Genomic DNA, 12,082 nt, shown 5'->3' with positions numbered 1-12,082 from the left:
CTGCCACTCCTGTTTTAGCCCCGATTTTAGAAAAACGGCTCTTAAACGGAAACACATCTGCCCGCGGAGATCTTCCGTTCGTTCAGCATTGGGGACGAAGATTATATGTTTCAGAAAAGGCGGTTACCGGCAAAGCTAAAAGTAGATTCAGCTTTGAGAACTGGTCATGAATAGAGGGAAATAGCAGAAATCCTTTTAATATTAGGCCAAATCAAAAATCATGAAGCAAGAGCTGGTAGAAAAGTATATTGAAGCCTATAACGCCTTTGATGTAGACGGAATGGTGTCTGATCTGCACGCGGAGGTACATTTCCAGAACATTGCCGCCGGTGCGGTAAACCTTGAATTGCACGGCGTGCAGGCGTTCAGAGAGCAGGCGGAGAAAGCGAAGGCGCTGTTTATTCAGCGGGAGCAGCGTATTACTAGCCTGAAGGAAACCGCCGCCGATGAAGTAACCGTTGCCATTGACTATACCGGAGTTCTGGCAGTAGATCTTCCCAGCGGGCTTCGGGCGGGGGACAAACTGGAATTGACCGGAACCTCTGTCTTCCGCTTCCAGGACGGGAAAATCATTTCCATCCAGGACATCAGCTGATGTAGTGCCGGAACTGCCTGCAGCAGAAGAATAATCCCCCAGCGTGCAGGGCGCTGGCCCGATAACCTGGCGGGGTAAGAGGCGTAGAAAGCTGAGCCGCTTGCCCCTGGTAAGTGGGCTTTTGTTCACCTGAAGACAGCCATTATGCCAATTTGGTTACAAGCTACCCTCTGGGGATTATTGGGCGGAGCCGCCTTGCTCATTGGTGCAGCCGTGGGGTACTACGCAAAAGTTTCGGCCAAGGTGTCTTCCAGCGTGATGGCGTTTGGGGCGGGGGTATTGATCTCGGCGCTGGCGTTTGAACTCATGGACGAAGCCTACGAACAGGGCGGTTTTGATGCCACGGCTATTGGGTTTCTGGGCGGCGCGGTGGTGTACACAGGGGCCAATTGGCTCCTGAAAAAAAGAGGCGGCCATAACCGCAAACGCTCCGGCGACCAGCAAACCTCTGAGGCCGAGACCGAGGGCAGCGGCTTGGCGCTGGCCATTGGCGCACTCATAGACGGCGTGCCGGAGTCCATCGCCATTGGCATCAGCATGATCTCGGGTAGCAACGTGAGCCTGGCGGTAGTGGCGGCGGTGTTTCTGTCTAACGTACCCGAAGGTTTGTCCAGCGCCGTGGGCATGAAGAAAGCCAACCGCAGCAAAATATATATTTTTGGCGTGTGGGGCGCTATTGCCGTGATTTCTGGGGTGGCGGCGCTGTTGGGGTACACCGTCTTCAGTGGGCTCTCGCCCGATGTGATCGCGGCTACCACGGCGTTGGCGGCGGGTGCCATTCTGGCCATGATCTCAGACACCATGATCCCAGAGGCGTTTGAAGTAACCCATGATTTCACCGGACTCATCACGGTACTGGGTTTTCTCACGGCCTTCCTGCTGAGCCACGCCGGCGGTTGAATTTGCGTTTAGCGGCTCTTTTTCCAAAAACAGACTTAAAACAGAAAAGCCGGAAGAGGTAAATCTTCCGGCTTTCTGATAGTATTGAAGTAAGTTGCGATTTACGCCTCGTTTACTACAATTTTCTCAATTCTGTCGCCCGCTTTGATTTGGTCAATCACGTCCAAACCTTCTACCACTTTCCCGAAGCAGGTGTGGTTGCGGTCTAAGTGCGCGGTGTTGTTGCGGCTGTGGCAGATGAAGAACTGCGAACCGCCGGTGTTGCGGCCTGCGTGCGCCATAGACAACACGCCACGGTCGTGGTACTGGTTGCCGCCGGTTAACTCACAGTCAATTTTATAGCCGGGTCCGCCGGTGCCGGGCATGCCTTTGGCGCCTTCGCGGGTGTTTGGGCAACCGCCCTGGATCACGAAGTCTGGCAGCACGCGGTGAAACGTAAGGCCGTCATAGAAACCTTCTTTGGCCAGTTTAGTGAAGTTGGCAACGGTTTTAGGGGCATCCTGCTCGTAGAACTCTACTTTCATCACGCCCTTAGGGGTATGGATTTCTGCGGTTTTCATAAGAAGTCTATTTCTGTTTTAACTATTCTAATTTGTTGCCGCCGCATAAGCGCAGCAACCTGAACGCAAAGGTACGTATTTTTTACGGCCTGCCGGAAAGCGGGGCGAAGGAACCCTCTGCACACATTGTTTTGCCCCTCTTTTCTGAAAAACAGCCCCTAAACGCAACTTAAAACTCAGTACTCAAGACTCAGAACTCAGGACTATACTTTTACCGGTGCGAATCATCGTTCTGAAGCAGGCTGAGGTAGCTCTCGTAGCGCGGCAGGGCGATTTTGCCTTTCTTCACGGCCTCCTGAATGGCGCAACCCGGTTCATTCACGTGGATGCAGTTGTCAAAACGGCATTTGTTCAGGCGGGCGCGCATCTCCGGGAAATAATGACTGATCTCTTCGCGCTGCATCTCCACCACGCCCAGTTCCTTGATGCCGGGCGTATCAATCAGGAAGGTGTTGGGACCAACCTCAAACATCTCCGCGAAGGTGGTGGTGTGCACGCCTTTGTCTGAGAACGCGGAGATTTCTGAGGTTTTGATGTCCAGATCAGGTACCAGCGTGTTCACCAGCGTACTTTTGCCCACCCCCGAGTGGCCGGTAAACAGGGTTACTTTACCGGCAAGGAGCTCCTGGATTTCCTGAATTCCCTGGCCGGTGTGGGCCGAGCAGGGGTAACACGGGTAGCCAATGTTGCGGTACAGCTGCATCACCTGCTCCAGGTACTGCTGGGCCTCTTGGTCATACAGATCCAGTTTGTTGAACAGCAGCGTGGCCGGAATGTCATAGGCCTCAGCGGTGACCAGGAAACGGTCAATGAACCCAAAAGACGTGCGCGGCGACACCAGCGTGACCACCAGAAAAGCCTGGTCCAGGTTGGAGGCCACAATGTGCGCGTGGTGCGCCTTGTGCGTAGACTTCCGGATGATGTAGTTGCGGCGCGGGGTAATATCTGTGATGACGCCCTGTTTTTCCTCCCCTTCGGGCTCCAGCTTCACCTCATCGCCCACGGCAATGGGGTTGCTTACTTTGAGTCCTTTGTTTTTGAATTTTCCGCGTAGGCGGCATTTGTACAGCTCCCCTTGCGCGTGGGTGCGTACCAAATACCAAGAGCCGGTCGATTTTACTACAGTGCCTGTCATTCCTGCCGCGAAGGTAACCAATATTCCAAAGAAGTTAAGATACGCTCTGTGGCGCCGGCCTGTTTCTCTAAGTAGGCCTGGGTAGCCACCTTTATGTTCTTGCGCCGGGCAGGGTTTTCCTGAAGCGCAGTAAACGCCTTGCTCAGCTCCTGGGTAGACCGCACCGAGAACGCCACGCCCGCCTCAATGAGGTCTATGGCTTCCTGAAACTTGCTGTATTTGGGCCCGAAGAAAATAGGCGGACCAAAAGCGGCGGGCTCCAGCGTGTTGTGCAAGCCCTTCCCGAAGGCTCCGCCCACGTAGGCGTAATCGGCGTACTGGTAGAGGCTGGAGAGCATGCCAATGTTGTCAATGAGCAGAATCCGCGCCGAGGCCACGGAAGCCGCATCGGCGCGGGAAAACCGGATGGCCTGGCCCGGGAACTGCTCTTCTATTTGGGCTAGTTCTTTGTCTTTGATTTCGTGCGGCGCCAGGATGAATTTAAGGGAAGGCAGTTGCTCCTGCATAAAGGGGAGTAGCACTTCTAAGTCCTGGGGCCAGCTGCTGCCAATGACCATGACGGGAGAATCTGCTTTGAAGGCCTGGGCTACCGGAATGGGCGCCGCGTTCTGGGCCGTCTGCAACACCCGGTCTACCCGCGTATCGCCGGCCATGCTCACGTTGCTCAGGTTGAGGCTGGCCAACAACTGCGCCGATTCCTGGTTCTGGGTGAAAATGTACGTGAAACGCTCCAGAATGCGCCGGTAAAAGCCTCCGTTCTTTTTAAAGTAGATCTGGTTGGGCCTGAAAATAGCCGAAATGGAGATGAGCGGCACATGGCGCTTGCGCAGCGCCTTGGTGTAATGGTGCCAGAACTCATACTTCACAAAAACGGCCAGTTTAGGCTTGACCAGGGCAAGGAAGCGCCGGGCGTTTACGGCAGTATCCAGGGGCAGGTAGAAGATGAAATCGGCGTGGGCGTAGTTCTTCCGGACCTCATAGCCCGAGGGGGAGAAAAACGTGAGCACAATCTTGTAGTCTGGGAACTTCTGCCGGAAGGCCTCAATGAGCGGGCGGCCCTGCTCAAACTCGCCCAGGCTGGCGCAGTGGAACCAGGCCACGGGAGCCGTGTTCTGCTGGAGCTTCTGGTGGATCTCGGCAAAAACCTCTTTACGTCCGTTTACCCATTGGGCTGCTTTCTGGTGGAAGGGAGCCGCCAGGCGCACGCCCAGGCCATAGGCCCGTACACCCACTTCATACAGGATCTTTGACATTTCTGACAGGGTTTTTTATCAACAATAGGTTGGGGGACTGTTGCCGGCAAGGTTCTCAAGAGATGCCGTGCCATTTCGGTAAAGATACTGGGTTCTCCTTAGGAAGGTACAGTTGTAGCGCTAAAATACTCCGCTAGGGCATGTGCCAGTCCTTTTCATGGGGCTGCGTTTAGGGCCTCTTTTTTGGAAATTAGCCCCTAAACGCAAAGGATACTAGGGACCGGCCAGATATGCAGGCGGCCTGAAAACAGAAACGCCCCCGTCTGTGGCGGGGGCGTTTCCAGATATTGGAAAGAGTGGGGCTTAGTGGCTGGCCAGGTAGTTGGAAACTCCCTCGTGGGTAGCTTGCATTCCTTCTTTGCCTTCTTCCCAGTTAGCTGGGCAAACTTCGCCTTTTTCTTCAAAGTACTGCAGGGCGTCTACCATTCTGAGCGCCTCGTCAATGCTGCGGCCAAGTGGCATGTCGTTCACCACTTGGTGGCGCACCACACCTTCTTTGTCAATCAGGAACAGACCGCGGTAAGCTACCGGCTCGCCCACGAAGATCATCTCGCCTTGGTCGTTGTAGTCATAGTGACCCGCCAATACGTCATAGTTCGCAGAGATTGTCTTAGTAGCGTCAGCTACCAGCGGATAGGCCACGCCCTGGATACCGCCTTTTTCGCGGGGGGTGTTCAACCAAGCCCAGTGCGACTGGTGCGTGTCTGTAGAGCAACCTACCACCGCAACGTTCTTACGCTTGAACTCTTCCATACGCTCCTGGAAAGCGATGATTTCAGTAGGGCATACAAACGTGAAGTCCATTGGGTAAAAGAAGAATACCACATGTTGTTTGCCTACATATTGGTCAAGAGAGAAATCCTCTTCAAACTCACCGTCTACAACAGCGGTGGCTTTGAAAGAAGGTGCTTTTTTACCTACTAATACTGCCATGATAAGGTTAAATATTTTAGAATTGATGATACAAAACGCCTTGAGGAGAGCTATGGGCCTACCTTGCGCTTTGCGGCCACAAAGGTACGGCACAAGCGTTTACCCTGCAACCCCGGCGTAAAAGAGAGCTTTTGGCCTGTGCCTCTTTTATTCCCTGAGAGGTAAATGTTTGCGTTTAGGGGCTGTTTTTGGAAAAATAGCCCCTAAACGCAAACCAGTGAACACGTTACAGCGGAAATTCTTGGGTAGGGCGGCACACGAACTGGAACGTCTGGCGGCTGCGTTGCTCCAGCAGGATCTCTTTGCCGTGGGTGAGTTTCTCCAGACTGGGCTGGTCATAGTTCTTGATGGTGAACAGGTGCAGCGGCTGGTTGTATAGAATCACAAACTCCTGGGCCAGCTCTGCTTTAAGCGCCTCCACGCGGGTTTCATCTGCGTCTACGCACGTAGAAAAAGAGATAGCCGAATTCTGCATCATGTTGATCTTGAGGCGGTGCTGGCTCAAGGCTTTGAAAATAGTGCTCAGGTGCTGCTCAGAGATAAACCCGAAATCTTTGGTATGGAAAGACAGCAGGCACTGGTTCTGCTTCAGGATAAACGACGGGGCGATGCGCTCGTGCTGGCAGTTCCAGATCACGGTGCCGGGCTCACTTGGGTGCAGAAACGACTTTACGTACAGCGGAATGCAACGCTGGGCCAGAGGCTGCACCGTTTTAGGGTGAATGACCGAAGCCCCGTAATACGCCATCTCAATGGCCTCCTGATAGGCGATTTCCTCATACCTGGTGGTCTCCTTGAACAGTTTAGGGTCAGCGTTCAGCAGTCCGGGTACGTCTTTCCAGATGGTGAGCGACTCTGCCCGCAGGCAATAGGCGAAAATGGCTGCACTGAAGTCTGAGCCTTCCCGGCCCAGCGTGGTGGTTTCGCCGCTGGCGGAGCGGCCAATGAAGCCCTGCGTGATGATAGGCTGTTGTTCCAGGACTGCCGGTAAGTGCTGCCTGATCTGCTTTTCGGTCCAGGTCCAGTCTAGGCGGGCTTCGCGCCAGGTGGCATCGGTGCGCAGGTAGTCGCGGCAGTCAATCCATTGGTTTGGGTAGCCTTGGCTGGCCAGGAAGTGGTGCAGCATGAGGCTAGACAACAGTTCGCCCACACTAATGATCTGGTCATACTGGCGATCAAAATCTACGGGCTGCAGGTGTTCCAGAAGGAGCTCCAGGTAGTTGAATTGCTGCTGAAGGGCGGCATGAATGGGGTGATTGGAGCCGGCAAACAGCTCCTGCGCAATTTGAAGGTGATACTGCCGGGTTTCCTGCAAGGCGGCGGAATAATCAAGTTTCTGAAAAGCCAACCGGTACACCTTCTCCAGCGCATTGGTGGTTTTGCCCATGGCTGAAACCACCACCAATGGTTTTTGCGTATGGTCAAGCCCAGACAGAATCCGGAGTATATTCCTGAAAGCCGCCGCGTCTTTCACAGAGGCGCCTCCAAATTTAAAAACTATCATTCAAAAGTTATTATTGTGTAAAGTTGGCAAACAAGCTTTAGTTTTTGTCTTGTTTATTGTTATTTTTGTAATTATTTAAAAACCTAATCATCTGTTCCGTCCACTTATTTTACCTACTCCTATGACACTAAAAGAAGATTTGGCCCTGCCGGTGGGTACTACCCTAGACCGGTTCATTATGCGGAAACAAGAAGATTTTCCCTACGCTACCGGAGAGCTCTCCCAGCTGCTGCGCGATATTGCGTTGGCCGCAAAAATAGTAAATAGAGCCATCAACCACGCGGGCCTCACCGACATTGGCGGTGCCTATGGCAAGCAGAACGTGCAGGGAGAAGACCAGCAGAAACTGGATGTGGTGGCTAATATCCGTTTCATTCGCGCCCTGCGTAACGGGGGAGAGGTCTGTGCCATTATTTCTGAGGAAGAGGATGAAATGATTTTAACGGGCAACCACAAAGGGAAATACATTGTAGCCATTGACCCCTTAGACGGTTCTTCCAACATTGACGTGAACGTGTCTATTGGTACTATCTTCTCTATTTACCGCCGGGTAACGGAGTTAGGTACAGAGGCAACTTTGGAAGATTGTTTCCAGAAAGGAACGGAACAAGTGGCTGCCGGATACATTATCTACGGGTCTAGCACCATGTTGGTATACACCACCGGTAACGGCGTGAACGGCTTCACCTATGAAACTTCACTAGGTGAGTTCTTCCTGTCGCACCCCAACATCACCATTCCGCGCACCGGCAATATCTACTCAGTAAACGAAGGCGGGTTTAACCACTTCCCGGAAAGAATTAAGCATTACGTAGAACTTTGCCGGGTACGCAACTATGCCGCCCGCTACATAGGCTCCCTGGTGGCAGATTTCCACCGCAACCTGTTGAAAGGAGGAATTTATCTGTACCCTAATACCTTAAAAGCCCCAGGCGGAAAACTAAGACTCCTGTATGAGTGTAACGCACTATCCTTTATAGTGGAGCAGGCCGGTGGGAAAGCCTCAGACGGACGGCAGCGCATTCTGGAAATACAGCCGTCTGATCTGCACCAGCGGTGTACTTTTTACATAGGCTCCACTGAAATGGTGGAAGAGGTGGAATCTTTATTGGTTGCCAGAGAGAGACCGGCAAGAGCTTCTTTGCTGGCTTAAACTTCTTGCTTAACCGGCCTAAACGCACTGCGGCCCCTGCTCAAACAGGGGCCGCAGTGCGTTTAGGCCGGTTCTGGTGCTTATAAGATTACTCGGCAGAGGCAGTGTCTTCTTTCTCTTCAGCAGTGTCAGCGCTAGAAGCAGCAGCTTCTTCTGCGTAAGGCACAAACTGATTTACCAGTTGGTACCACTGCACTAACTTCTTCATGTCTGAAGCATATACCCGGTCCTGGTCATAGTCTGGAAGAACCGACTCCACAAACGCCCCCAGTTCCTGCGTGCTTGATTTTGCGCTTACCGGCAGGTTGTCGCCGTATTGGTTTCTGATCCTGTCAAAGATCTCCGCCAACGGAACTGTATGTTCTTCGTCATTGGTGTACATAGAGATTTCATGCAGGATAGAAACGCGGTTGCGGGCCTGTGCCACACTCCGTACTGGTTTATCGGCGAGGCTTTCTACAATGATTCCATTGCGGGTGGGCGCTATAATCTTGTAAAGGCCGGGCATACCGGAAATAGAAGCGATCTCTCTCAGGTCAAATGGCATAGAGATAATTAAGGTTATATAGGTTGGTTATAATTTGAAGTTCACGGGTACGCTGTACTCCTGGCTGTATCCTGGGGCATTGAATTTAAGCAACTGAACCACCCGCAGGGCCTCCTGTCCGGTGCCGCCGCCTACTTCCTTCAGAATTTTTGCATTGGTGATAGCACCGTCTTCTTTTAAAGTGAAATGGATAATGCAGGTGCCCATCACGCGGTTGCGTTTAGCCATGGCTGGGTACTGGATGCTGCGTTGCAGATGCGCCACCAGAGAGTCTTGGCCACCAGGGTAATGTTCTGCCACCGGCAATTTTCCGGTTTGGGCGGCGGTTGCCTTGGGGGCGGTTTGCGCGGCACAGGTACCTGCGGTAAAGAAGGCCAGGGAGGCTGCTACCAGAACGTGTTTTACTTTCATCTCAGAAATAATAATTAAGCAGTGAATAGATTTTAGGCTTTTCGCTCTTCCTCATACCGTTGGTTTACGTCACTTATGAACTGGAGGATCTCGTCGCGTCCTTCTTTGGTGGCAGACGAACTCTTCATGTACATAGGCAACTCTTCCCAGGTATCTTGCAGCGTTTTAAGATAGAAAGCAATGTTAGCATCAGTTTTCGTGCCAGACTGCTTGTCTGTCTTTGTGAAAATAAGCACAAAGGGAACACCCATGGTTCCCAAAAGCTCCATAAAATCCAAATCTACTTTCTGAGGGGGTAGCCGGGAGTCTATCAATACAAAAACACAGGCCAGGTTGGGGCGGTTTTTGAGGTAATACATAATCATCTTACGCCACTGCTCTCTAGAATCTTTGCTTACCTTGGCCCAACCGTACCCTGGTAAATCTACCAGATACCAGTTGTCATTGATAAGGAAATGGTTGATGAGCTGGGTTTTGCCCGGAAAAGAGGAAGTCTTCGCCAGTTTCAGCCGGTTGGTGAGCATGTTGATGAGCGATGACTTCCCTACGTTAGATCGCCCAATAAACGCATATTCCGGGAGCTCTGTCTGGGGGCACAGATCGGCGCGGGTATTGCTGGTAATAAACTTTGCTTCTTTGATGACCATATTCTCTACACGCGTTTATTGACAAACACAAAGGTACCAAATAAACGGCTAACGCTTAAAAAATCTCTCCTGGGCCTACGGCTTAATATATTCTTTTTATATTTTTAGTAACCATCTGGGTCATTTTGGAGTATCGTAGGGCGAATAAGCGATGCTGGAATTCGTCTCAGATAAGATAGTTTTTCTATATTGCGGCACTTTACTAATATTTACATGGTAATAAATTTGTATAGAGGAGAAGCTATCTTAGATTTTTTGAATATTATTGTAACTTCTCTAAACCGCATCTGCCAAAGAGAACGTAAACCACAGAATTGATACAAATACACTTTTCGCTTAAGCGCCCACTAGTAGCTACTATATCTAAACCTTTACACTATGAATCACTTAGACAAGCGGTTGTTTAGAACATCATTATTATTTCTGACACTGTTTCTCATGGTTTCAACGGCCATGGCCCAGAGTACGCGTAAGCTTATCCGGAGTGGGGACAAACTTTTCAACCAGGCAAATTTCCGGGCGGCCTTGCCTTACTATGAGAGGGCGTTGGAGCGTGATCCTGACAATGCAAAGGCAATGTACCGGGCCGGGATTAGCTTAATCGCCTTTGACAAAGAAAAGGCGAGCGAATACATTTACAAAGCCTACAGAATGAAACCCAAGGTTGGGGATGACGTGCTGTATTGGTTAGGACGGGTTGATCTGGTAAACTACGAGTTTGACAACGCCATCAAAAACGCGCAGGCCTACCAGGCTACACTAGGCAAGCGAGATGATGAAGGCAAAGAACAAGCGGCTCTTTTGTTGCAGCACGCCCGTAACGCGAAGAGAGAGGTTGCCAACCCTAAAGACGTCTTCGTGAAAAACTTGGGGCCAACAGTAAATACGCCTTATTCTGAGCACAGCCCAGTGATTTCCTCCGATAACAACTATCTTTTATTCACCTCGCGTAGTGCCGGGGTTACCGGCGGGAAAGCTGCCGAAGACGGTGAATACTTTGAAGATATCTTTGAAACCCGCCGCCTTGGACCAGATTCATGGGAAACTCCTCGTTCTTTGAGCGGTCGTTTGAACGGTACTGGCCACGATGCCTCCATTCAGTTGTTTGACAACGACACTAAAATGCTGATGTACCGTCAGGATGAAGGTGGAGATATCTTTATGACCAGCCGAGACGGGGGTGATTGGGGGCAGCCGCAGAAGTTAGGCAAAAACATCAACTCAAAAGGTTTTGAAAGCGATGCGTTCATCACCAGAGATGGTTCAACGCTTTACTTCTCTACAAGCCAGTTCTCTCAGAACGGTGACTTAGATATCTATTACTCAAAGCGCCAGCCCAACGGTGAGTGGGGTGCCCCTAAGAACTTCGGTAACGGTGTAAACACTCCTTTTGATGAAGATAGCCCTTATTTTACGGCAGATGGCTTGACCATGTACTTCAGCTCACGTGGCCACAATACCATGGGGGGTTATGATATCTTTGTGACTAGATTTGATACTGTTGCCCGCCGCTGGAGCAGACCTGAGAACATGGGCTATCCTGTGAACACGCCAGACGATGATACATACTACCGTTTAAGCCCAGATGCTTCTTACGCGTACCTGTCTTCTTACCGCATGGGTGGTTACGGTGAAAAAGACATTTACACCATCAACTACATCCGCAATGCCATTGTAAGAGGCCACGTGTACAGCTTGCGTGATAGCACTATTATTCCAGGTGTAGAGTTAGTATTCTCCGGTAAAACTGCCAATAACACGCCGCTTGAGTACCGTGATGTTACCAAGCCAGATTCAGGGAACTACCAGGTATCTGTGCTTTCTGCGCGTCCTTACCAGGTAACCTTGTCTAAAGACGGAAGAACGATTGCCACAGAGCAGTATGAAGTGCCTATGTCTTTGAACGACACTACCGTGTTTGAGAAAGACTTTTACATTGCCTTTGAAGATACTACTGGTATTGGGGTAGGAGCATTCGCCTTCAAGCGCATCTACTATGACACTGACAAATATAACCTGCGTCCTGAGTCTATCTCAGAACTGGATAACATTGCCCGTGTCCTGAAAGCCAACCCAACCCTGCGTATCTCCATTGACGGCCACACCGACTCCCGTGCCTCAGATGCCTACAACATTACCTTAGGTGAGAATCGCGCCATGGCTGCTTACAACTACCTGATTCAGCAAGGTATTCCTAGCAACCGCATGATTACCGTTTCTTATGGTGAGCGTCGTCCGGCTGCACCGAACAACTCTGCTGAGAACATGCAGTTGAACCGCCGTACAGAGTTTAACGTGATCAAAGGGCAAGACCAGAAATAACCGTTTCTGAGGTGTTTCCTAGAAAACACCATAAAGACAAAGCCCCGGCCATTGGCCGGGGCTTTGTCTTTATGGGTAACATGTACACAACATAATGCAGGAAATGTAGTTAAAGCATAGTA

General features: G+C 51.2%; 12 protein-coding genes. 4 read left to right on the top strand and 8 right to left on the bottom strand.

The features are described from left to right. Positions 1 to 220 precede the first annotated feature (220 nt). Both EFA69_RS08470 and EFA69_RS08465 read left to right on the top strand, forming a co-directional pair. Positions 221 to 595: a nuclear transport factor 2 family protein gene (locus tag EFA69_RS08470; protein WP_123132668.1), complete on the top strand. Its 375-nt coding sequence runs from the start codon at positions 221 to 223 to the stop codon at positions 593 to 595. Between the two features lie 144 nt (positions 596 to 739). After that, a complete protein-coding gene (locus EFA69_RS08465) occupies positions 740 to 1,495 on the top strand; it encodes a ZIP family metal transporter (RefSeq protein WP_123132667.1) in 756 nt (251 codons plus the stop codon). A gap of 101 nt (positions 1,496 to 1,596) precedes the next feature. On the opposite strand, the gene EFA69_RS08460 is transcribed toward EFA69_RS08465, so the two are convergent. From EFA69_RS08460 to EFA69_RS08440, 5 genes are all read right to left on the bottom strand, one after another. Continuing rightward, the gene (locus EFA69_RS08460) at positions 1,597 to 2,055 is read right to left on the bottom strand and encodes a peptidylprolyl isomerase (RefSeq protein WP_123132666.1); all 459 of its coding nucleotides are present in this window, start codon (positions 2,053 to 2,055) and stop codon (positions 1,597 to 1,599) included. 211 nt (positions 2,056 to 2,266) lie between these two features. Beyond that, on the bottom strand, positions 2,267 to 3,190 hold the full coding sequence (gene rsgA, locus EFA69_RS08455; RefSeq protein WP_123132665.1) for a ribosome small subunit-dependent GTPase A: 924 nt from the start codon (positions 3,188 to 3,190) through the stop codon (positions 2,267 to 2,269). Further along, positions 3,187 to 4,443: a 3-deoxy-D-manno-octulosonic acid transferase gene (locus tag EFA69_RS08450; RefSeq protein ID WP_123132664.1), complete on the bottom strand. Its 1,257-nt coding sequence runs from the start codon at positions 4,441 to 4,443 to the stop codon at positions 3,187 to 3,189. Before EFA69_RS08450 ends, rsgA begins: the two co-directional genes overlap by 4 nt. Before the next feature lie 303 nt (positions 4,444 to 4,746). Continuing rightward, positions 4,747 to 5,376, bottom strand: coding sequence for a peroxiredoxin (locus tag EFA69_RS08445; protein ID WP_123132663.1), 630 nt, complete (start codon positions 5,374 to 5,376; stop codon positions 4,747 to 4,749). Positions 5,377 to 5,602: 226 nt separating this feature from the next. After that, positions 5,603 to 6,880, bottom strand: a complete 1,278-nt coding sequence (locus EFA69_RS08440; protein WP_123132662.1) for an aspartate kinase — start codon at positions 6,878 to 6,880, stop codon at positions 5,603 to 5,605. Positions 6,881 to 7,001: 121 nt separating this feature from the next. On the opposite strand from EFA69_RS08440, the gene fbp reads away from it, so the two are divergent. Further along, complete coding sequence (gene fbp / locus EFA69_RS08435) at positions 7,002 to 8,033, top strand: class 1 fructose-bisphosphatase (protein ID WP_123132661.1); 1,032 nt, start codon at positions 7,002 to 7,004, stop codon at positions 8,031 to 8,033. Between the two features lie 88 nt (positions 8,034 to 8,121). On the opposite strand, the gene EFA69_RS08430 is transcribed toward fbp, so the two are convergent. Genes EFA69_RS08430 through yihA form a run of 3 tightly spaced genes read right to left on the bottom strand, consistent with a single transcriptional unit; the run spans position 8,122 to position 9,638 of the window. Further along, positions 8,122 to 8,580: a DUF5606 family protein gene (locus EFA69_RS08430; protein WP_123132660.1), complete on the bottom strand. Its 459-nt coding sequence runs from the start codon at positions 8,578 to 8,580 to the stop codon at positions 8,122 to 8,124. A gap of 27 nt (positions 8,581 to 8,607) precedes the next feature. Continuing rightward, on the bottom strand, positions 8,608 to 8,991 hold the full coding sequence (locus EFA69_RS08425) for an energy transducer TonB (protein ID WP_123132659.1): 384 nt from the start codon (positions 8,989 to 8,991) through the stop codon (positions 8,608 to 8,610). Between the two features lie 32 nt (positions 8,992 to 9,023). Further along, entirely contained in the window at positions 9,024 to 9,638 is a 615-nt protein-coding gene (gene yihA / locus EFA69_RS08420; RefSeq protein ID WP_123132658.1) for a ribosome biogenesis GTP-binding protein YihA/YsxC, read from the bottom strand. A gap of 378 nt (positions 9,639 to 10,016) precedes the next feature. Between yihA and EFA69_RS08415 the strand changes: the two genes are divergently transcribed. Then, positions 10,017 to 11,960 (top strand): OmpA family protein, encoded by a 1,944-nt coding sequence (locus EFA69_RS08415; RefSeq protein WP_123132657.1) that lies wholly within the window; start codon positions 10,017 to 10,019, stop codon positions 11,958 to 11,960. Positions 11,961 to 12,082: the final 122 nt, after the last annotated feature.

It is taken from the genome of Rufibacter immobilis, from assembly GCF_003721565.1.
Taxonomy (GTDB): domain Bacteria; phylum Bacteroidota; class Bacteroidia; order Cytophagales; family Hymenobacteraceae; genus Nibribacter; species Nibribacter immobilis.
The sequence above is the reverse complement of the archived record's forward strand: the minus strand, read 5'-3'. Positions and strand labels throughout refer to the sequence as shown.

Bases quoted from the DNA above. Each gene is read 5' to 3' on its own strand.
- EFA69_RS08470 (WP_123132668.1), top strand. From the start codon at position 221: ATGAAGCAAGAGCTGGTAGAAAAGTATATTGAAGCCTATAACGCCTTT.
- EFA69_RS08465 (WP_123132667.1), top strand. From the start codon at position 740: ATGCCAATTTGGTTACAAGCTACCCTCTGGGGATTATTGGGCGGAGCC.
- EFA69_RS08460 (WP_123132666.1), bottom strand. From the start codon at position 2,055: ATGAAAACCGCAGAAATCCATACCCCTAAGGGCGTGATGAAAGTAGAG.
- rsgA (WP_123132665.1), bottom strand. From the start codon at position 3,190: ATGACAGGCACTGTAGTAAAATCGACCGGCTCTTGGTATTTGGTACGC.
- EFA69_RS08450 (WP_123132664.1), bottom strand. From the start codon at position 4,443: ATGTCAAAGATCCTGTATGAAGTGGGTGTACGGGCCTATGGCCTGGGC.
- EFA69_RS08445 (WP_123132663.1), bottom strand. From the start codon at position 5,376: ATGGCAGTATTAGTAGGTAAAAAAGCACCTTCTTTCAAAGCCACCGCT.
- EFA69_RS08440 (WP_123132662.1), bottom strand. From the start codon at position 6,880: ATGATAGTTTTTAAATTTGGAGGCGCCTCTGTGAAAGACGCGGCGGCT.
- fbp (WP_123132661.1), top strand. From the start codon at position 7,002: ATGACACTAAAAGAAGATTTGGCCCTGCCGGTGGGTACTACCCTAGAC.
- EFA69_RS08430 (WP_123132660.1), bottom strand. From the start codon at position 8,580: ATGCCATTTGACCTGAGAGAGATCGCTTCTATTTCCGGTATGCCCGGC.
- EFA69_RS08425 (WP_123132659.1), bottom strand. From the start codon at position 8,991: ATGAAAGTAAAACACGTTCTGGTAGCAGCCTCCCTGGCCTTCTTTACC.
- yihA (WP_123132658.1), bottom strand. From the start codon at position 9,638: ATGGTCATCAAAGAAGCAAAGTTTATTACCAGCAATACCCGCGCCGAT.
- EFA69_RS08415 (WP_123132657.1), top strand. From the start codon at position 10,017: ATGAATCACTTAGACAAGCGGTTGTTTAGAACATCATTATTATTTCTG.